Source organism: Streptomyces sp. NPDC028308 (assembly GCF_055565855.1).
On record NZ_JBVHTO010000011.1, the window covers coordinates 42552 to 61770 of the forward strand.

General features: G+C 73.4%; 17 protein-coding genes. 7 read left to right on the forward strand and 10 right to left on the reverse strand.

What is annotated here, in order from left to right; translation table 11 throughout:
- Window positions 1-148 precede the first annotated feature (148 nt).
- Window positions 149-1387, forward strand: a complete 1239-nt coding sequence (locus ACZ4VA_RS25275) for a threonine aldolase family protein (RefSeq protein WP_468082555.1) — start codon at window positions 149-151, stop codon at window positions 1385-1387.
- A 40-nt stretch (window positions 1388-1427) separates the two neighbouring features.
- On the opposite strand, the gene ACZ4VA_RS25280 is transcribed toward ACZ4VA_RS25275, so the two are convergent.
- Window positions 1428-1643, reverse strand: coding sequence for a hypothetical protein (locus ACZ4VA_RS25280; RefSeq protein WP_356237976.1), 216 nt, complete (start codon window positions 1641-1643; stop codon window positions 1428-1430).
- Between the two features lie 272 nt (window positions 1644-1915).
- Here ACZ4VA_RS25280 and ACZ4VA_RS25285 point away from each other — a divergent pair, with 272 nt between their 5' ends.
- Entirely contained in the window at window positions 1916-3022 is a 1107-nt protein-coding gene (locus tag ACZ4VA_RS25285) for a DUF5937 family protein (protein WP_356163847.1), read from the forward strand.
- A 27-nt stretch (window positions 3023-3049) separates the two neighbouring features.
- On the opposite strand, the gene ACZ4VA_RS25290 is transcribed toward ACZ4VA_RS25285, so the two are convergent.
- The 3 genes from ACZ4VA_RS25290 to ACZ4VA_RS25300 all read right to left on the reverse strand — a co-directional run bounded on the left by ACZ4VA_RS25290 (window position 3050) and on the right by ACZ4VA_RS25300 (window position 5730).
- Window positions 3050-3682 carry an AAA family ATPase gene (locus ACZ4VA_RS25290; RefSeq protein ID WP_356237977.1) on the reverse strand — a complete coding sequence of 211 codons (633 nt, stop codon included), beginning with the start codon at window positions 3680-3682 and terminating at the stop codon, window positions 3050-3052.
- Between the two features lie 46 nt (window positions 3683-3728).
- Complete coding sequence (locus ACZ4VA_RS25295; RefSeq protein ID WP_355790430.1) at window positions 3729-4400, reverse strand: response regulator transcription factor; 672 nt, start codon at window positions 4398-4400, stop codon at window positions 3729-3731.
- 124 nt (window positions 4401-4524) lie between these two features.
- Window positions 4525-5730, reverse strand: coding sequence for a sensor histidine kinase (locus ACZ4VA_RS25300; protein ID WP_355790428.1), 1206 nt, complete (start codon window positions 5728-5730; stop codon window positions 4525-4527).
- Between the two features lie 164 nt (window positions 5731-5894).
- Here ACZ4VA_RS25300 and ACZ4VA_RS25305 point away from each other — a divergent pair, with 164 nt between their 5' ends.
- Complete coding sequence (locus ACZ4VA_RS25305) at window positions 5895-6932, forward strand: SAM-dependent methyltransferase (protein WP_468082556.1); 1038 nt, start codon at window positions 5895-5897, stop codon at window positions 6930-6932.
- On the opposite strand, the gene ACZ4VA_RS25310 is transcribed toward ACZ4VA_RS25305, so the two are convergent.
- Entirely contained in the window at window positions 6897-8048 is a 1152-nt protein-coding gene (locus ACZ4VA_RS25310) for an NADH-quinone oxidoreductase subunit D (RefSeq protein WP_356163845.1), read from the reverse strand. The genes ACZ4VA_RS25305 and ACZ4VA_RS25310 overlap by 36 nt on opposite strands.
- Before the next feature lie 31 nt (window positions 8049-8079).
- On the opposite strand from ACZ4VA_RS25310, the gene ACZ4VA_RS25315 reads away from it, so the two are divergent.
- Complete coding sequence (locus tag ACZ4VA_RS25315; RefSeq protein ID WP_468082557.1) at window positions 8080-8574, forward strand: PH domain-containing protein; 495 nt, start codon at window positions 8080-8082, stop codon at window positions 8572-8574.
- Window positions 8575-8780: 206 nt separating this feature from the next.
- Window positions 8781-10073, forward strand: coding sequence for a PH domain-containing protein (locus ACZ4VA_RS25320; protein WP_356163869.1), 1293 nt, complete (start codon window positions 8781-8783; stop codon window positions 10071-10073).
- A 138-nt stretch (window positions 10074-10211) separates the two neighbouring features.
- On the opposite strand, the gene ACZ4VA_RS25325 is transcribed toward ACZ4VA_RS25320, so the two are convergent.
- The 4 genes from ACZ4VA_RS25325 to ACZ4VA_RS25340 form a co-directional block, all read right to left on the reverse strand.
- Window positions 10212-11765 carry a hypothetical protein gene (locus ACZ4VA_RS25325; RefSeq protein WP_468082558.1) on the reverse strand — a complete coding sequence of 518 codons (1554 nt, stop codon included), beginning with the start codon at window positions 11763-11765 and terminating at the stop codon, window positions 10212-10214.
- Window positions 11766-12013: 248 nt separating this feature from the next.
- Window positions 12014-12976, reverse strand: a complete 963-nt coding sequence (locus tag ACZ4VA_RS25330) for an ABC transporter substrate-binding protein (RefSeq protein ID WP_355781130.1) — start codon at window positions 12974-12976, stop codon at window positions 12014-12016.
- Between the two features lie 79 nt (window positions 12977-13055).
- Entirely contained in the window at window positions 13056-13736 is a 681-nt protein-coding gene (locus ACZ4VA_RS25335) for an ABC transporter permease (RefSeq protein WP_355781132.1), read from the reverse strand.
- A complete protein-coding gene (locus tag ACZ4VA_RS25340) occupies window positions 13733-14455 on the reverse strand; it encodes an ABC transporter permease (protein WP_355781135.1) in 723 nt (240 codons plus the stop codon). The genes ACZ4VA_RS25335 and ACZ4VA_RS25340 overlap by 4 nt, the downstream gene beginning before the upstream one ends.
- Before the next feature lie 172 nt (window positions 14456-14627).
- Between ACZ4VA_RS25340 and ACZ4VA_RS25345 the strand changes: the two genes are divergently transcribed.
- Window positions 14628-15776 carry an ABC transporter ATP-binding protein gene (locus tag ACZ4VA_RS25345; protein WP_355781138.1) on the forward strand — a complete coding sequence of 383 codons (1149 nt, stop codon included), beginning with the start codon at window positions 14628-14630 and terminating at the stop codon, window positions 15774-15776.
- A gap of 52 nt (window positions 15777-15828) precedes the next feature.
- Here the strand turns inward: ACZ4VA_RS25345 and ACZ4VA_RS25350 are convergent, their stop codons facing one another.
- Window positions 15829-16956 (reverse strand): alpha/beta hydrolase, encoded by a 1128-nt coding sequence (locus tag ACZ4VA_RS25350; RefSeq protein ID WP_356163843.1) that lies wholly within the window; start codon window positions 16954-16956, stop codon window positions 15829-15831.
- Window positions 16957-17160: 204 nt separating this feature from the next.
- On the opposite strand from ACZ4VA_RS25350, the gene ACZ4VA_RS25355 reads away from it, so the two are divergent.
- A complete protein-coding gene (locus tag ACZ4VA_RS25355) occupies window positions 17161-18990 on the forward strand; it encodes a phosphatidylglycerol lysyltransferase domain-containing protein (protein WP_388904799.1) in 1830 nt (609 codons plus the stop codon).
- Window positions 18991-19219: the final 229 nt, after the last annotated feature.

The window sequence follows — 19219 nt, forward strand, 5'->3', positions numbered from 1 at the left end:
GTCCGCTCGGGGTACCGGACGATTTCTCGTCATGTTAACGCGATTGGTTCGAGGCCCGTTCGGTTGTCCACAGGCTGTGGGTTTCCGCGGGCCCCGGCGGCCTGAAACCGGTGTGCCCGTGCGGGCCGCCCCGGGAGATGATCCGGGGATGAGCGATACGGCGGAGCACGGCGAAGAGCAGGACGGCGGAGGGGCGGCCGGGCACGGCTCCGGGGCGGGGCCGGAGCACGGCCCGGAGTCCGGGGCGGCCACTGCCGAGCGGCGGCGCGAGCGGCAGACCGCCGCCTACCGGAGCGCCCGGCGCGTGCTGGCCCGGTCGGGCCACCGGGCGACGCTGCGGGAGCGGCTGGCGGTCCTGGACGGGGCGGCGGACCTGTACGACCTGGACGCCCCGGTGGACGTCTACGGGAACGGCATCGTGGAGGCCCTGGAGGAGCGCGTCGCCGGACTGCTGGGCACGGAGGACGCCGCCTACTTCCCCACCGGCACGATGGCGCAGCAGGTGGCGCTGCGCTGCTGGGCCGCCCGCACCGGGAACCCGACCGTCGCGCTGCACGCGCTGTCCCATCCCGAGGTGCACGAACGGAACGCGTTCAGCGCGGTCAGCGGGCTGCGCACGGTGCGCGTCACGAGCGAGCCCCGGCTGCCGACCGCCGAGGAGATACGCGACTTCGACGAGCCCTTCGGGGCGCTGATGCTGGAACTGCCGCTCCGGGACGCCGGTTTCGTCCTGCCCACCTGGGAGGAGCTCTCCGAGGTGGTGGAGGCGGCGCGGGAACGCGACGCGGTGGTCCACTTCGACGGGGCGCGGCTGTGGGAGTGCACCCCGCACTTCGGGCGCCCTCTGGACGAGATCGCGGGCCTCGCGGACAGCGTCTACGTGTCGTTCTACAAGTCGCTCGACGGGTACAGCGGCGCGGCGCTGGCCGGACCGCGCTCCCTGGTCGACGAGGCGAAGACCTGGCGCCACCGCTACGGCGGCATGGTCGTCCAGCAGTTCCCCGCGGTGCTGTCCGCGCTCGCCGGCCTGGAGCGCGAGCTGCCCCGGCTGCCCGAGTACGTGGCCCACGCGCGCGTGATCGCCGCCGCCCTGCGCGAGGGGCTGGCGGCGGCCGCCGGGGTGCCGTGGGCACGCGTCCACCCCGAGGTGCCGCACACCCACGACTTCCAGGTCTGGCTGCCGTACGACCCGGACGTGCTGGAGGACGCGGCCGCCGCCCAGGCCGAGGAGACCGGCACGTACCTGTTCGTCAGCCCGTGGGCCCGGGGCGGGCCGGGGGTGTCCTACACCGAGGTGGGCGTGCGGTCCGCGGGCCTCGACTGGACGGCCGACGAGGCCCGGGCGGCCGCCGGGGACTTCGCGGCGCGGCTGCCGGACCTCCGGTAGGGAACCGGCGTCCCGGTCCCGCCCGTGCCGTGGCCCCACGTCAGGGGCCCGGGAGCGGTCCGCCCCGCCGCCACCGGCGCACGGCCCCCCGCAGCCGGCCCGTCGCCGGGCGCCCGGCCAGGACGGAGCGGAACCGCCGCAGGTCGCGCAGCTCACGCAGGGTCTGCCGGTCGTGGGTACCGGGCGCGGGCGGGGCGGGCTCGCCGTGCTGCCGGGCCCGGCAGGTGTCCAGAAGGTACTGCTGGGTGACGCTCACGGCGGATCGCCTCCTCGGGACGGGAGCGGAGGGGACCGGGCGGGCGGTGGACCCGCGGTGCCCGGCGCTTCCGGCACTCCGGCGTCCCGGTCATCCGTGCTCAGGTACTGGGCTGCTCAGGTACTCCGTGTTCGGTACTCCGGCACTCAGGGAACCGGTACTCCGGGTTCCGGTACTCCCAGCCTGCGCCCGCTCGCGGCGTCTGTCCCCCCGATTGACGACCGGTGTCAATCGGGGACGGCGTTGTCAGTGGCCCGGTGCACCATGAGGGCATGAGCGTGAGCATCGAGGTCACCGGGCTGCGGCGGGAGCGGGTGGCCTTCGTGCCGTCCCCGCTGGCCGAGCTCGGGATGGCGCTGCACGCCCTGTCCGAGCCGGGCCACCACCCGGGGCTCCAGGCCTGGGCGACCACCGTGACAGCGGGCCTCGACCCCCACCTCGCCGACCGCATGTGCGAGGCCGACTTCCTGTGGCGTACGACGTTCTCGGACCTCTTCCTGCCCTCCGCCGGCATCCCCGGCGGATTCACCCTGCCCGGGGCCACGCTCGCCGAGGACCTGGACCTGCTGGACAAGCTGAGCGACGAGCAGTTCGTGGCCGCCGCCCTGGAGTTCACCGGCGCCCTGACGTACGACGCTCCCGGGCCCGGCACGCTCTCGGACTCCGGGCTGCGCGCGCGTGCCCTGGACCTGGCGGCGTCCCGCGGGCCGCGCCAGGTGCGGTTCGCCCGGCGGCTGCTGGAGGACCCGCCGGGCGTGCGGACCTGGCTGCGGCAGTTCCTGGAGGACTGCGACGAGGCGTTCTTCGCCGAGGCGTGGTCGCGGCTGCGCCACCAGCTCGCGGTGGACGCCCGGCACAAGACCGACCTGTTCCGGCGCCGGGGCCTGGCCGAGGCGCTCGCCTCGGTCTCCTCCGCCGTGACGCTGGACGAGTCCGCCGGGCGGATCGTCGTGGACAAGCTGGCCGACGGACACACGGCCACGGCCGACGGCGGCCTGCTGCTCGTGCCCACCACCCTCGGCTGGCCCCACCTGATGGTCCTGCACCGCTACGGGTGGCAGCCGGTGCTGCACTACCCGGTCGGCTCCCCCGAACTCGCCGCCCCGCCCTCGGTCGAGCAGCTCACCCTGCGGATGACGGCACTGTCCCACCCGGTCCGGATGCGGATCTGCCGTCATCTGGCCCGCAGCGCCTACACCACGGGCGAGCTGGCGCAGGTGCACGGCATGACGGCCCCCGAGATATCCCGGCACCTCGGCGTCCTCAAGAAGGCCGGTCTGCTCTCCACGCGCCGCCGAGGCCGGTACGTCCTGCACCAGCTGGACGTCACGGCGGTCGCGCGTTTGGGGAGCGACTTCCTGGAGGGCATCCTCCGCTGACCACTTGAGCGCGTCCCGCGCCGGGCCTCAGTCGAAGCGGATGTGCCGCGCGCCCGTCCACGCCCGGCGCAGCCGCCCCCGCAGCACGCCGTCCCGGTTCGGTGCGAGGGTCAGTCCGGCCAGCACAGCGATGCGCTCGGCGGTTCTCGCGACCGTCGTGTGGTCGGTCCACAGGTGCTCGGCGAACTCCGGCTCGCGCAGCCGCTCCAGGCAGTGGTCGAGCCGTTCCACCGCCCAGCTCTCCCGGCGCAGGGGTGCGTCCTTCCCGGCCACGTACCGGAGCAGGTGACCGAAGCCGCGCTCGCGCAGCCGCGCCAGCACGGTCTCCCGCTCGGCGAGGAGGGTGAAGTGCCGTACGTCGTGGCCCAGTTCGCGCAGCCGCCCGACGGTCTCGTCGAAGCAGCGGGGCTCGGTGACCGTCATGGGGGCGATCACAACACCGTCGTGCCCACTCAGGGCGAGGTCGAGCACCTCGACCACGCCCTGCCGCCAGGACGTCAACTCCTGGAAGTCACCGCGGAGTTCGGGCGGGAGCATGCGGCGCAGACCGAAGCCGGCGTGTTCCGGGTCGCAGATGACGGAGCCGGGCAGCCGCCGCCAGATCTCGTGTGCGGTCTGTGTCTTGCCGCCCCCGAAAGGGCCGTTGATCCACAGGAGCATGCGCAGACCCTAGTGGCCGCCGGTCACACCCTGGTCACGCCCCCGGTCAGCCGTGGCCGCCCGCCCGTACGAGCCCCGTCTCGTAGGCGAGGACGACGACCTGCACCCGGTCGCGCAGCCCCAACTTCGTGAGGATGCGGCCCACATGCGTCTTGACGGTCGCCTCCGACAGGACCAGCCGGGCGGCGATCTCGCCGTTCGACAGACCCTGCGCGACGAGCACCATCACCTCGCGCTCGCGGTCGGTGAGCCGCTCCAGCTCCTTGTGCTGGGGCTGCTTGCCGGCGGTGGGCAGCATCGGCGCGAACCGGTCGAGCAGGCGCCGGGTGGTCGAGGGGGCGACCACCGCGTCGCCGCTGTGCACGGAGCGGATGGCGGTCAGCAGCTCGCCCGGCGGCACGTCCTTGAGCATGAAGCCGGAGGCGCCCGCCTTCAGTCCGGAGAACGCGTACTCGTCGAGGTCGAAGGTGGTCAGGATCAGCACCTTCGGCGGCTCCGCCTGGGAGCAGATGCGGCGGGTCGTCTCGACGCCGTCCAGTTTCGGCATGCGCACGTCCATCAGCACCACGTCGACCTCGGTCCCGCGCAGCACCTCCAGGGCCTCGACGCCGTCGCCCGCCTCGGCCACGACCTCCATGTCCGGCTGGGCGGCGAGCACCATCCGGAAGCCGGTGCGCAGCAGCACCTGGTCGTCGACGAGCATCACGCGGATCGCCATCGGGGGTCCCTCTCAGATTCGTACAGGGGTCATGGGCCGGGTTCGGACGCGTACGGGGGTCGGGGCGGCGCCGGGACCGCGGGTCGGATGCGTACCAGTGTCTCGGCGAACGTACGTACAGGTGTCAGTGGGCGGCCTTGAGCGGCAGCAGGGCGCTGATGCGGAAGCCGCCGCCGGGGCGCGGTCCCGCGTCCAGGGTGCCGCCCACCATGCCCACGCGCTCACGCATGCCGATCAGGCCGTGCCCCCTGCCGTCGGCGCCGCCCTCCTCGTACAGCTCGTGCGGGGCGCCCTTGCCGTCGTCCTCGACGAGCAGTCCGAGGCCGTCGTCGAAGTACACCAGGCGCACGCTCGCACCGGCGTTCGGGCCACCGTGCTTGCGGGTGTTGGTGAGGGCCTCCTGCACGATGCGGTACGCGGTCAGCTCGACGCCGCTGGGCAGCGGGCGCGGGGTGCCCTCCACCTTGTAGTCGACGGGCAGCCCCGCGGTGCGCACCTGCTCGATGAGGTCGTCGAGCTGCTCGACGTCGGGCTGCGGCACGTACTCGCCGCCCTCCTGGTGCTCGCCGGTGCGCAGCACGCCCAGCAGGCGGCGCATCTCGGCGAGGGCCTGCCGGCCGGTGCCCGAGATGGTCTCCAGCGCCTTCTTGGCCTGGTCGGGCGCGGCGTCGAGGACGTAGGCGGCGCCGTCGGCCTGGACGACCATGACGGACACGTTGTGCGCGACGACGTCGTGCAGTTCCCGGGCGATGCGGGCGCGCTCGGCGGCGACCGCGACCTTGGACTGCGCCTCGCGCTCCTTCTCCAGGCGGGCGGCGCGCTCCTCCAGCTGGGCGAGGTAGGCGCGGCGGGTGCGGATGGAGTCGCCCAGCACCCAGGCCAGGGCGAAGGGCACCGTCTGGAAGACCGCTATCAGGACGACACCCGGGGTGCCCGTCGCCTCCTGCGGCCAGCGCAGCTGGGACAGGGCCGCCGCGCAGAGCCCGCCGACCAGGGCGAATCTGGAGGCCCAGCGGGCGCCGTCCGCCGCGACGGTGTAGATGATCACCAGCATCGCGAAGTCCGCGGGCGACACCCCCACGTCCAGGACGAGCTGTGCGACACCGGTGGCCGCCGCCAGCACGAGCATCTTCTCGGGCATCCGGCGGCGCAGCGCGACGACCAGACACAGGACGACGGCGACCGGGACGGCCACGGGGAGCGGCCCCCGGTGCTCGGACGCCCCGCTGACACTGCTGAGGCTCACGCCGGTGATCCCGAGCAGGACGACGGCCCAGAAGCTGTCGACCCACGTCGGGTACCGGCGGAGAAAGTCATAGAGGCGCTGCACGTAACCCAGAGTAGGGAAGCGTGGTGTGTGCAGGGGTCAACCGGAGGATCGATCCGGAACCCGCACGCGTACTCCCCAAGGTGGAGGGCTTCCAGTCCTCTGCGCCTACCGGGCCCGCCCGGCCGGGGCCGGAGCCGCCGCGAAACGGGGCCTAACCTGGCCCGATGACGGACACGACGGCGGACGGCGCGCGTGGCTGGCGGGCGGCGGCCGAGGAGGCGCTGTACGGGCCCGGAGGGTTCTACCGGCGTCCGGAAGGGCCCGCGGGTCATTTCCGGACGTCCGTCCACGCCTCCGCGCTCTTCGCGCGCGCCGTGGCGCGCCTGCTGTGCCGGGTGGACGAGGCGCTGGGGCACCCGTCCGCGCTCGCCTTCGTCGATATGGCGGCGGGCCGGGGCGAACTCGCGGCGGGGGTCCTCGCCGCGCTGCCGGAGGAGGTCGCCGCCCGCGCGCGGCTGTACGCGGTCGAGCGGGCCGCGCGCCCCGGGGGCCTCGATCACCGGATCGAGTGGCTGTCCGAGCCGCCGCGCGGGGTCACCGGGCTGCTGTTCGCCAACGAGTGGCTCGACAACGTGCCCGTGGACGTGGCCGAGACGGACGCGGAGGGCGTGGCCCGGCTGGTGCTCGTACGACAGGACGGGACGGAGCGGCTCGGGCCGCCGGTCGCGGGGGCCGGCGCCGAGTGGCTCGCGCGCTGGTGGCCGGTCCCGTCCGAGGGCATGCGGGCCGAGATCGGCCTCCCCCGGGACGCCGCCTGGGCCGACGCCGTCGCCGCCCTGGACCGCGGTCTTGCCGTCGCCGCCGACTACGCGCACTTCGCGGGCGCCCGGCCGCCCTTCGGGACGCTCACCGGCTTCCGCGCGGGCCGGGAGACGGTGCCCGTGCCCGACGGGTCGTGCGACATCACGGCGCACGTGGCGCTGGACGCGTGCGCGCTGCCCGGCGCGCTCCTGACGACCCAGCGGGCGGCCCTGAGGGCGCTGGGGGTGCGCGGCGGGCGCCCGCCGCTGTCCCTGGCCGCCACCGACCCGGCCGGCTACGTGCGGGCCCTCGCGCAGGCGGGCGAGGCCGCCGAGCTCACCGCGACGGGCGGACTCGGCGACTTCGGCTGGCTGCTCCAGCCCGTCGGCGGCGTGCGGATCGGCCCGCCCGGGGACGCGGCGGACCTACTTGTCGATGTCCCCGACCACGAAGAAGAGTGAGCCGAGGATCGCCACCATGTCCGCCACCAGCGTGCCCGGCAGCAGTTCGGTGAGCGCCTGGATGTTGTTGTACGAGGCCGAGCGCAGCTTCAGCCGGTACGGGGTCTTCTCGCCCTTGCTCACCAGGTAGTAGCCGTTGATGCCCAGCGGGTTCTCGGTCCACGCGTACGTGTGCCCCTCGGGGGCCTTGAGGACCTTGGGGAGCCGCTGGTTGACCGGGCCGGGCGCCAGCTCCGCGAGCCGGTCGAGGCAGGCGTCGGCGAGCGCCAGGGCGACGTGCGTCTGCTCCAGGAGGCACTCGAAGCGGGCGAGGCAGTCGCCCTCCTGGCGGGTGACCACCTTCAGCGTGTCCTGGAGCTCCGGGTAGGCGAGGTACGGCTCGTCCCGGCGCAGGTCGAAGTCCACGCCGGAGGCGCGCGCGATCGGGCCGCTCACCCCGTAGGCGTGCACGGCCTCGGGCGACAGCACGCCGACCCCGCGCGTGCGGCCCCGGAAGATCTCGTTGCCGAGTACGAGGTCGTCGTAGACGTCCATCCGCGAGCGCACGGAGGCGACTGCCTCACGCGCGCGGGTGGTCCAGCCGGCCGGCAGGTCCTCCTTGAGGCCGCCGACGCGGTTGAACATGTAGTGCATGCGCCCGCCGGAGATCTCCTCCATGACGTTCTGAAGTTCCTCGCGCTCCCGGAAGGCGTAGAAGACCGGGGTGATCCCGCCCAGCTCCAGGGGGTAGGACCCCAGGAACATCAGGTGGTTGAGGACGCGGTTCAGCTCCGCCAGGAGCGTGCGCATCCACACCGCGCGCTCGGGGACCTCCATGCCGAGCATCCGCTCCACGGCGAGGACGACACCCAGCTCGTTCGAGAAGGCGGAGAGCCAGTCGTGGCGGTTGGCGAGCATGATGATCTGGCGGTAGTCGCGGGCCTCGAAGAGCTTCTCCGCGCCGCGGTGCATGTAGCCGATGACCGGCTCCGCGTGCTGGATCCGCTCGCCGTCGAGGACGAGCCGCAGCCTGAGCACGCCGTGCGTGGACGGGTGCTGAGGCCCGATGTTGAGCACCATGTCGGTGCTCTCCGCGGCGCCGCCGATACCGACCATGGTCTCCGTCGTGGGAGTCATGGGGACAGTCTCTCGTACGTACCCTTGCGGCATGGAGACGGGGACCACACGGAACGCGGCGGGCGAGCCCGTCTGGACCGGCCTGCCGCCGGGCCTGCTACGGATGCGACGGCTGTTGCTGGTGGTGTGGGCGGGACTGCTGGCGATCGCCGTGGCCGTGGGGCTCTGGCTGCTCGCCGGTCCCGGCTGGGCCGCCTTCGCCCTGCTGCCCCTCACCCTGATCCTGTGGGGCTGGGCGATGCTGGGGCGCAACTGGCGCTCCTGGCGGTACGCCGAGCGCGCGGACGACCTGCTGATCAGCAGGGGCGTGCTGTGGCGCGAGGAGACCGTCGTGCCGTACGGGCGCATGCAGCTGGTGGAGGTCACCTCGGGGCCCGTGGAGCGGTACTTCGGGCTGGCGAGCGTGCAGCTGCACACGGCCGCGGCGGCGACCGACGCCCGCATCCCCGGCCTCGACCCCGAGGAGGCCGAGCGGCTGCGCGACCGGCTGACGGAACTCGGCGAGGCCCGATCGGCGGGCCTGTGACCCCGCCGCCGGGCCCGGCGGACCCGGCCGCCGCGGACACGCCCCTGCCGGAACCTTCCGGCACTCCGGGGACACCACTCGCCCCCGGCCCGGTAGAACTCACGGCCGCCGGCGGCAGCGCGCCCGCCCACGGATCGCCGGACTCCGCGGGCTTCCCGGCACCCGCCGCCGCGCCGGGGACGTCCTCGGCGGGTGCCGGGGCGGAGGTGCGGCCGCTCGTGGAGCAGCGCCTGCATCCGGTGACCCCGCTGCGGCGCGCCTGGGCGCCGGTCGCCGTGCTCGCCGGCTGGGCGGTGCACGACCCCAACCAGGCGCAGGCCCAGCTCACCCGGCTGACGACGACCACCCTGCTCGTCGGACTCGCCGTCTTCGTCCCCGCCGCCGCCCTCTACGGCTTCCTGACCTGGTGGTTCACCCACTACGCGGTGACCGGCACCGACCTGCGCATCCGCACCGGACTGGTGTTCCGCCGCACCGCGCACATCCGGCTCGACCGGCTCCAGGCCGTCGACGTCACCCAGCCCCTGCTGGCCCGCGTCGCCGGCGTCGCCAAGCTGAAACTCGACGTCATAGGGACCGACAAGAAGGACGAGCTCGCCTACCTCGGCGAGGCCGAGGCCCGCGCCCTGCGCGCCGAACTCCTCGCGCGCGCCGCCGGATTCGCCCCCGACACCGCGCACGAGGTCGGCGAGGCCCCGGCCCGGCGGCTCCTGCACGTGCCCGCCCGCGTCCTCGCCGTCTCCCTCGTGCTCACCGGCGCCACCTGGGGGTCCCTGGTCGCCGCGCTCGTCGTGCCGTCGCTGCTCTGGCTCGCCACGCACAGCGTGTGGACGGTCCTCGCGACCGGTCTGCCGCTGCTCGGCGCGGCGGGCGCGAGCAGCGTGGGCCGCTTCGTCGGCGAGTACGACTGGACGGTGGGCGAGTCCCCGGACGGCCTGCGGATCGACCACGGGCTCCTCGACCGTACGCACGAGACGGTGCCGCCCGGCCGGGTGCAGACCGTGCGGATCGTGGAGCCGCTGCTGTGGCGGCGGCGCGGCTGGGTCCGCGTCGAGCTGGACGTCGCCGGGTCGTCCAACTCCGTGCTCGTGCCGGTGGCGCCGCGCGAGGTCGCGGACGAGGTGATCGCCCGGGTGCTGCCCGGTGTGGTCGTGCCGGGCGTCCTCGCGCGGCCGCCGCGCCGGGCCGGCTGGTGCCTGCCCTTCTGGTGGCGGGGCTACGGCCTCGCCGTCACCGACACCGCCTTCGTCGCCCGCCACGGGCTGCTGCGCCGCAGCCTCGCCCTGGTCCCGCACGCGAAGGTGCAGAGCGTACGGCTGGAGCAGGGGCCCTGGTCGCGCCTCAAGGGACTCGCGGACGTCCACGTGGACACCGGCGCCAACAAGACCGTCACGGCGCGGCTGCGGGACGCGGGCGAGGCGGCGGACCTCCTCCAGTCCCAGGCCGACCGCTCCCGCACGGGCCGCCGGCAGGCCCGCCCCGACCGGTGGATGGCGTGAGCGCCGCCCGGGACCCGCTACGAGGTGAAGGCGGTCCCGGGGCTTGGGGTGAGGCACCGGCAGTCCCGGACCCCGCTACGGCGTGAGGGCACCGGCGCTGTCGCCGGTGCCCTCAGGTGAACTCGTGGACCTCCGTGGTCAGGAGACCGCGCTCCGCAGCTCCGCCACGTCGATCTGCTCCGTCTCGTCGTGCGCCGTCAGGTCGATGACCTGGCCGACCCCGCGGGACTCCTCGTCCGCCGGCTTGAACTGGACGGCCTCGGACTCGGCCTTGTGCAGCGCGAGCGCCTCCTGGCCGACCACGTCGGCGAGGTCCTCGTTCTGCACGGCCTCCAGCGCGTCCGGGGAGGTCCCCTTCTGCGTGCCGAAGAAGTCGAACCCGCCCTCGACGCCCTGGCGCCGCCGGGGCGCGGTCGGTACGACGGCCACGGCGGTCGGCACGGTGAAGTGCCCGGACGGCCGGACCGACTTGACGGGCTTCGTCGGCTTCACGGGGGTGAGGGCCGACGCGGCGGACGCGTCCTCGGCGGCGGCCCGCGTCACGGGGGCCGTCTCCGCGGGGCTGCCGGTCGTCGGGCGGGTGGCGGCGGTGGCCTCGGCCGCGGGCACGGCGGCCGCGCGCTGGTGCCCGTCGACCGCCCCCGGCTTCCCCTCGGCCTCGTCCTCCCGGGCGCGCGCCTGCCCGGCGCCGCCCCGCCCGGAGGTGTCCTCCGCCGTGCCGTCCTGCTGCGCGGAGGTGTCCCGCGCGGAGGTGTCCTTCGCCGGGCTCTCCTGCGCGGTGGCCTTGGATGCCGGTGTGCCCGAACCGGCGTCGGCCGAGGGGCCCTTGGCGGGGGCGCCGGGGCCCGGGTCGTCGGTGCTGGGGTCGTCGGTGCCGGGACCGGGCTCGGTCTGCGCGGCCCGCTCGCCCACGATGCGGTCGAGCGCGGAGTTGGCGCGCAGGAAGAGCGAGGAACCCGTCGGGGAGAACGCCTTGTCCGAGTCGGACTCCGGCGCGGCGTCCTCGGGCGCGCTCTCGGTCTCCTGAACGGCGTCCGGACCCGGCGCGTCCTGCGGATCGCCGGCGCGCTCGGAGGCGGGGGAAGCCGCCGGTGCGGGGACGGTAGGCGCCGCCTCCGCGGCCGGTACGGACTCGGGGTCCGCCGACGGGACGGGGGCCGCTCCCGGAGAGGCCACGGCCCCGGGTGCGCGGGAGGCCGCGTCGGACGAGGACGCGGGCAGCGCCCGGGCGGGCACCGAGCTCTCTATCGCGAGCAGCCGGCGGCCCTCCAGCGCGGTCGCGCGCTCCGTCTCCGCCGTGGCGTACCGCCGCAGCAGCGCCGCGTGCTCGTTGCGCAGGTTCGCCAGTTCGGTCCGCTTGGCGCGCAGCCGCTGCTCCAGCTTGGCGCGCAGCTCGCGCGACTCCTCGAGGTCGGTCTCCAGTTCGGCGACCCGCTCCTCGTAGCGCCACTCGTCGCTCGCCCGCGCGCGCGTGAGTTCGGCGACGCGCTTGCCCGCCGCCGTGTCCCAGCGGCGCATGACGACGGAGCCGAGGACGGTCGTCAGCGCGGCTCCCGCGGCGAGCCCGCGGAGCACCGCGGGCTCCGTGAACAGCCAGGGCCCGACGGCGTAGACGAGCGCGACGCCGGCGATCGCCGAAGGGGGCAGCAGCCTGTGCAGAGGCGGGGAATGGCGGTGACGTCCACGTGGCATGGCCAGAAACTTACCGCGCGTAGGCGAATCTTGGAGCCCCGCGAGGTAAAAACACAGCCACCCCGCAGGCTTCTCACGCCCCGGGCACCCGCACCGGCCCCACGCCGACTCCGCGAAGGCCGTGACGGCGTCCTGACGAAGCCCCTCCGCGTCTTCGCGAGAACGCCGCAGGGGCCGTCAGTTCATCTCCGCCGTGAGCCGGTCACTCACTCACGAGAACACCGCATTCCGCCGGAGAGGCGGCACGGTCACTTCTTGATCAAACCCTTCGACTCCAGATACGCCTTGGCCACATCGGCTTCCTTCTGGCGCTCCGCGTCGACCTTGCGGTTGAGTTCCACGAGATCGTCCGTGGTGAGCGTCTCGGTCAACTTCCCGAGGACGTCGGCTATCTCCTTGTCACCCGCGTCCTTCGCGTTCACGACCGGGAGCACGTTGTCCGCGTTCTGGAGGTTCTTGTCGTCCTCCAGGAGCACGAGGTCGAAGTCCTTCAGCGTCGCGTCCGTGGTCGTGGTCAGGACCAGCTGGTCCGTGCCGTTCTTGACCGCCTGCTTGGCCTGGGTGGTCCCGACGCCCTTGGGGTCGATTCCGGCGACGTCGATGCCGTACGTCTTCTCCAGACCCGGCGCGCAGAAGGGCCGCGTCTCGCATTCGTCGCCCGCCGCGATCTTGACCTTGACGCCCGACTTCCCCAAGTCCGAAAGGGTCTTCAGGTCGTGCTTCTTCGCGAATTCGGTGCTGACCGCGAACGCGTTCTGGTCGACCGCCCCGCCGGCCGGCAGCACCTTGAGGCCCTTCGGCTCGGCGAGCTTGCGCAGTGCGCCGACGGTGGCGTCGACATCGCTGGAGGCGACGGGCTTCGCCTTCGCGCCGTTCTCCTTCAGGTTGAGGAATTCCGCGAGCGTCGCCGCGTATTCGGGGACGATGTCGATCGCCCCCTTCTCCAGCTGGGGTTCATAGATCTCGCGGTTCTCGACCGTCTTGACCGAGACGCTGTATCCGGCATTGCCGAGCACCTGCTTGTAGAGCTCGCCGAGGACCTTCGCCTCGGTGAACCCGGCGGCGCCGATCACGAGTTCACCCTTGGCGCCGCCCGACTCCTTTCCGGAGCCGTCGTTCTCCAGGCTGTCCCCGCCGCACGCGGTGAGGCCCGCGGTCAGCGCGCCGACGGCCACCGCCGCGACCGCCATCCGACGCGTTCTGCTGTTCATCGTTACCCCTATCGAGAAGTCGTACGTCGCGGTGCGCCCGCAGGCCGGGAGTCACCGCGCACCCAAGAGAAAACCGACGTCACCGCGTCGTGACCCGGCGTCCGCGCATCGGGTCGAAGACCCGTCCCGCCAGCACCAGCGCGCCTTCGAGCAGCAGCGCGAGCACCGCCACCAGCAGGGCGCCGGCGACCACCTGCGGCGTGTTCTGCAGGCTGAACCCGGCGGTGATGATCCGGCCGAGGCCGCCCTCGCCCGCCGCCGCGGCGAGTGTGGCCGTGGCGATGATCTGCACCGTCGCGGACCGCACCCCGGTCATGATCAGCGGGTACGCCAGCGGCAGCTCGACCTGGCGGAACACCTGGCCGCCGCTCATCCCCATCCCCCGCGCCGCCTCCACGACGGACCGGTCGACCTCGCTCATCCCGATGTACGCGTTCGTCAGCAGCGGCGGGACGGCGAACAGGACCAGCGCGATGAGCGTCGGCAGGTCCCCGTGCCGGCCGAGCGGGGTGAGGGTGAGCAGGACGAGCACGGCCAGCGTGGGCACCGCCCGTCCCACGTTCGAGAGGTTCACGGCGAGCGCGCCTCCCTTGCCGATGTGCCCGAGCCACAGGGCGAGCGGCAGCGCGATCAGGCAGGAGACGGCGAGGGTGACCCCGCTGAAGTACAGGTGCTCGGCGAGCCGGTGCCAGACGCCCTTCTCTCCCTGCCAGTTCGCCCCGGTCGTCAGCCAGTCGAAGGCGCCCGTTATCGCGTTCACGCCGCCTCAGCCACCTTCGCCGGGGCCGGACGCCGCCGTGTCCGGGGAGCGCGGGTCGCCCGCGTCCAGGGGGTCAGCAGCCGCTGGAGGCCGAGCAGCAGCAGGTCGGCCACCAGGGCGAGCAGCACGCAGATCACGGACGCGGTGAGCACCTGCGCCTTGAAGTCGCTGCGCAGCCCGCTGACGATCAGCGTGCCGAGCCCGCCGTAGTCGACGATGTACCCCACCGTCGTCAGGGCCACGGTGGAGACGGTGGCGATGCGCACGCCGGCCAGCACCGAGGGCAGCGCCAGCGGCAGCTCCACCTCCCACAGCAGCCGCCCCGAGCCGTACCCCAGACCCCTGGCGGCCTCGCGGGCCTCCTCGGGGACGGACTGGAGTCCCGCGAGGATGTTCCGCACGAGGATCGTGAGCGAGTACAGGACGAGTCCGGTGACGACCAGGGCGGCCGAGAGCCCGAACACGGGCAGCAGCAGCGAGAACATCGCGAGCGAGGGCACCGAGTACAGGACGGTCGTCAGACCGAGGATCGGGCCGGCGACGGTGCGGAAGCGCCGGGCCAGCAGGGCCAGCGGAAAGGCCACGAGGACGCCGATGGCCACCGAGGCCACCGTGATCCACACGTGCTGCACCGTGGCGTCGATCAACTCCTGGCTGCGGGAGCGGACGTACTCCCCGCAGATCCAGTCGTTCGCCACCAGGCAGTTCTGCTCGCTCACCCGCCTCACCTCCCCCGGATCACCGAACGTATGTCAGTGGACCGCGCACCCGCACATCGTTTTGACTTGCTGGCGACCCTAACGCCCACCACCGACAATGGCCGAGAGTCGCCGTACGAGCGAAACACTGCCTTCACACAACACCCGCCGTCCGCGGCCACAATGGGGAGCCATGATCCGGTTCGAGAACGTCACCAAGCGGTACGCGGACGGCACCACCGCCGTCGACGACCTGTCCTTCGAGGTCGCCGAGGGCGAACTGGTCACGCTGGTCGGCCCCTCGGGCTGCGGCAAGACCACCACCATGAAGATGGTGAACCGCCTCATCGAACCGTCGAGCGGGCGGATATTCCTCGACGGCGACGACATAGCGGACATCGATCCCGTCCAGCTCCGCCGCCGTATCGGCTACGTCATCCAGCAGGTCGGCCTCTTCCCGCACAAGACGGTCCTCGACAACACGGCGACGGTCCCGCACCTGCTCGGCGTCAAGCGTGCCAAGGCCCGGGAGCGCGCGGCCGAACTGCTCGACCTGGTCGGCCTCGACCCCGCCGTCTACGGCGACCGCTACCCCGAGCAGCTCTCCGGCGGCCAGCGCCAGCGCGTCGGCGTCGCCCGGGCCCTGGCCGCGGACCCGCCCGTCCTGCTCATGGACGAGCCGTTCGGCGCGGTCGACCCGGTGGTGCGCGAGCACCTCCAGAACGAGTTCCTGAGGCTCCAGCAGTCCGTGCGCAAGACCGTGCTGTTCGTCACGCACGACATCGAGGAGGCCGTACGCCTCGGCGACCGCATCGCCGTCTACGGCGCCGGCCGCATCGAGCAGTTCGACACCCCGTCCGCCGTCCTGGGCGCTCCGGCGACCCCGTACGTGGCCGACTTCGTGGGTGCCGACCGCGGCCTGAAGCGGCTGTCCGTGACACCCATCGAGGAGAGCGACCTCGAACAGCCGCCGGTGGTGCGCCTCGACGACCCGCTGCCGAGGAAGCTCGACGCGCGCTGGGCGGTGGTCCTGGACGCTCAGGGGGACCTGCACGGCTGGATCTCCGCCGAGCACGCGAACGGGCGGACCGGCACGGTCCGGGAGCACGCCCGCCGGATGGAGGCGTGGCTGCCGGTCGGCGCGTCCCTCAAGCAGGCGTTCTCGACGATGCTCCAGCACGACGCCGGCTGGATCGCCGTCATCGACGGGAACAGCGAGGGCCGGTTCCTCGGCGTGCTCACCCCGGCCCGGCTGCACGAGGCGCTGCGCCGCTCCACGGCCGCGGACGCCCAGGACATCGCCCGCGCGGACGTCGACCTGGAGACGGTCAGCGGCTCCTAGGCAGGCGTCGTCCGTGCCGCCCCCGCGCGCGGGCGGCCGTCCTGACGCGGGTTCAGCGGTCGCTCAGCCGTCCGCTGAGCCACTGGAGGGTGCCCGGGATCTCGCGCCGCCAGGTGTTGAAGTTGTGGCCGCCGCTGTCGAGGATGACCGACGAGATCCGCGTCGGCCGCCTCGACTTCACCAGCTCTATGAACCTCAGCGTGTCCCGGTAGTTCGTCTCCCCCTGCCTGCTGCTGGTGACGAGCAGTGAGGTGTCGGGCGCGGGCCGGTGCTTGAGGTACCACCACAGGTCGGCGTGGTCGCGCAGCGCCCGGTCCCCGTGGAAGAGGTCGCCGGTGGTGGCGTCGTTCGGCGCCGCGTAGTACGGCGACAGACCCGCACCGGCCGCGTAGGTCCCGGGGTGGTGGACGGCGAGCTTCAGCGCGCAGTATCCGCCCGTGGAGTCGCCGACGACACCCCAGCTGCCCGGCTTCCGGCCCACCCGGTAGTGCGCCGCCACGGCGTCCGGGAGGTCCTTGGCGAAGAAGGACTCGGCCTGCGGGCCGTCTGGGACGTCCACGCACTCCGTGTCCCGCGGCGGCGCCACCGTCGGCCGCAGCATGACCAGGATCATCGGCTGGATCTTCCCGTCCTTGGCCAGCGCGTGCGCCGTCTGCGGGTAGTGCAGGCCCTTGATGAGGGCCTCGGCGGTGCCCGGGTAGCCGGTGAGGACCGTGACCGCCGGGAAGGTCCGGGTGCGGTACTGCGGCTGGAAGTACTCCGGCGGCAGATAGACGTACGCGGGCGTGGCGATGTGCGTCGTACGGCCGACGAGGGCGACCTTCTGGATCTGGCCGCCGATCCGCGGGCGCGCCCCGCCGGACACGTTCACCTGCTGGGTGCCGGTGACCCTGAGGGGCCCGCCGCCGGCCCCGCCGGTGCCGTGGTCGACGACCACGCCCTGTCCGCTCTCCCGGCCGAACAGATCCGCCCAACTGGCGTAGAAGCCGAAGGCCTGGTTGGTGCTGAGCCCGATCGAGGCGAGGACCGCGACCTGCGTGGCGAGCAGCAGTCCGACCCGGCCGCCGACGGCCCGCCAGGTGCGGCGCGCCAGCCGCGGCCACAGCCACACCGTGCCGACGAACAGCAGCACGGCGGACGAGACCGCCAGCACCAGCACCTTGTTGCTCGTGAGACCCATGGGCTCTTCCTGCCTGCGCTTTCCGGTCCCGGGCTCGCGCGACGCTCCTTCGCGAACGCTTGCCCGGGACTTTCCCTGCCTTTTGAAACGGCTTTCCGGAAGGGAGTGAACCTCTCTCCCCACGACACCGTCCTAGAGGGCGCAATGTCGCCGGATGCCGGATTGGCACCGGATTCACGGTCTCTCGCGGAACTACGGGATGCGATGTCTGTCAGGATAGATGGCGAATTGTCGGGTGGGGTTCCGGACCGACCGGGCCGGGCACGGCGTCTGCTGCGCGGCCCGAGCCCCGAGGCGGCCCCCGCGCTGGTCGCCCGAGCCTGCACCCTGGTGGGACTCCTGGACGTCTGCGCCGGTGTCTTCCCCCGCTTCCGGCACAGCCGCATGCACAGCGTCGCCGAGGTACTGCCGGGCGCGCTCGGCCCGTTCGCCGCCGCCCTGTCGCTCAGCGCCGGCGTGCTCCTGCTGCTCCTCGCGCACGGCCTGCGCCGGCACAAACGCCGGGCGTGGCGGGCCGCCGTCGTCCTCCTGCCGGCCGGTGCCCTCGCCCAGTTCGCGTACCGCCACTCCCTCGTCGGCGTCGTCATCTCGCTCGCCCTGCTCGCGCCGCTGCTGCGCCACCGGAGTGAGTTCGCCGCCCTGCCCGACCCGCGCAGCCGCTGGCGCGCGCTGGCCAACTTCGTGCTCATGGGCGCCGGTTCCCTGGTCCTCGGGCTGGTCATCGTGAGCGTCCACTCCGACCGGATGACCGGCGACCCCAGCCTCGCCGACCGCATCCAGCACGTGCTCTACGGCCTGTTCGGCTTCTCGGGCCCCGTCGACTACACCGGGCCCACCTCCTGGACGGTCGCCTTCTCCCTCGGCGCCCTCGGCCTCCTGACCGCGGTCACCACGGTCTACCTGGCCTTCCGTCCCGAACACCCGGCCGCGCGGCTGACCCCCGACGACGAGAGCCGGCTGCGCGCCCTGCTGGAGAGGCACGGCGGCCGCGACTCGCTCGGCCACTTCGCCCTCCGCCGCGACAAGGCAGTCGTCTTCTCCCCCAGCGGCAAGGCGGCGGTCACCTACCGCGTCGTCTCGGGCGTGATGCTCGCGAGCGGCGACCCGATCGGCGACGTCGAGGCCTGGCCCGGCGCCATCGAGCGCTTCATGGACGAGGCGAAGGCCCACTCCTGGACGCCCGCCGTCATGGGCTGCTCGGAGACGGGCGGCGAGGTGTGGACGCGCGAGACCGGCCTCGACGCCCTCGAACTGGGGGACGAGGCGGTGGTGGACGTGGCGGATTTCAGCCTCGGCGGGCGCGCGATGCGCAATGTGCGCCAGATGGTGAAGCGCATCGAGCGGGCCGGTTACGAGACCCGGGTACGGCGCGTGCGTGACCTCGGCGAGGGCGAACTCGACCGGATACGGCGCGCGGCCGAGGACTGGCGCGGTACCGACACCGAACGCGGCTTCTCGATGGCGCTCGGCCGCATCGGCGACCCCGCCGACGGGGACTGCCTGATCGCCACCGCCCACCGGGCCGACGCCGAGCCGGGTCCGTACGGCGATCTCAAGGCCGTCCTGCACTTCGTCCCGTGGGGCGCCGACGGCGTCTCCCTCGACCTCATGCGGCGCGACCGCTCGGCCGACCCCGGCATGAACGAACTCCTCATCGTGGCCGCCCTCCAGGCGGCCCCCCGGCTCGGCGTCGCCCGGGTCTCGCTGAACTTCGCGATGTTCCGCTCCGCCCTCGCCCGCGGCGAGAAGATCGGGGCCGGTCCGGTGCTGCGCGCCTGGCGCGGCCTGCTGGTCTTCCTCTCCCGCTGGTTCCAGATCGAGTCCCTGTACAAGTTCAACGCGAAGTTCCGTCCCCGCTGGGAACCCCGTTTCGTCGTCTACCGCTCCTCCGGGGAGCTGCCGCGGATCGGCCTCGCGGCCATGCAGGCGGAGGGCTTCGTGCAGCTCGCCCTGCCCCGGCTGCTGCGCCGCCGCGCCGCGGCCCCCCGCCCGTGCCCGCACGGCGTCACGGAACGCGAGATCAGAGCGGCGTAGCAGCCGCCCACGGGCCCGGGACGAGGTCTGCGCCCGCGCCGCCGAGTCGCCCCGGCCGAGCCGAGGGGTGTCGGGTGGATCACTTCGGATCCGGCCACCGCGTACGGCGGAGTGCCTCACGGACGGCGCGCGACCTACGTACCGGGCGCGACCGGGTCCTGTCACGGCGCCGCCAGGGGCCGTACCGGGCGTCCCGGGCCAGGGGGGATCCGAACGACACCCCCTAGGC